The following is a 229-nucleotide window of genomic DNA, read 5'->3' as shown; positions in this document are numbered from 1 at the left end:
CCTCCGGGAGAGCGAGGTCCCGGCCGCGCGTCGGTCTGAGCGTTCGACGGGGCGTCACTCGTCGTCGAACGCGGCGACGACGCGCTCCATGTCTCCCGCGACGCGCTCCGGGTCGATCCGCTCGCCGCGGTAGGCCCGTTCGACCACGCCGTCGGGGTTGACGAGCAGGGTCACGACGAGGTGGGTGAAGTCGTAGCCCGGGAGGCGGTCGCTCTCCGTCGTCCGCTCG

1 pseudogene is annotated in these 229 nt (G+C 72.9%); it reads right to left on the bottom strand.

From position 1 onward, the window contains the following. Positions 1-54 precede the first annotated feature (54 nt). A pseudogene (locus tag EXE45_RS21540) lies at positions 55-229 on the bottom strand (SCO family protein); the annotation flags it as partial.

The sequence above is a fragment of the Halorubrum sp. SP9 genome, assembly GCF_005435015.1.
Classification (GTDB): domain Archaea; phylum Halobacteriota; class Halobacteria; order Halobacteriales; family Haloferacaceae; genus Halorubrum; species Halorubrum sodomense.
This window is presented reverse-complemented; position numbering and strand designations above follow the sequence as displayed.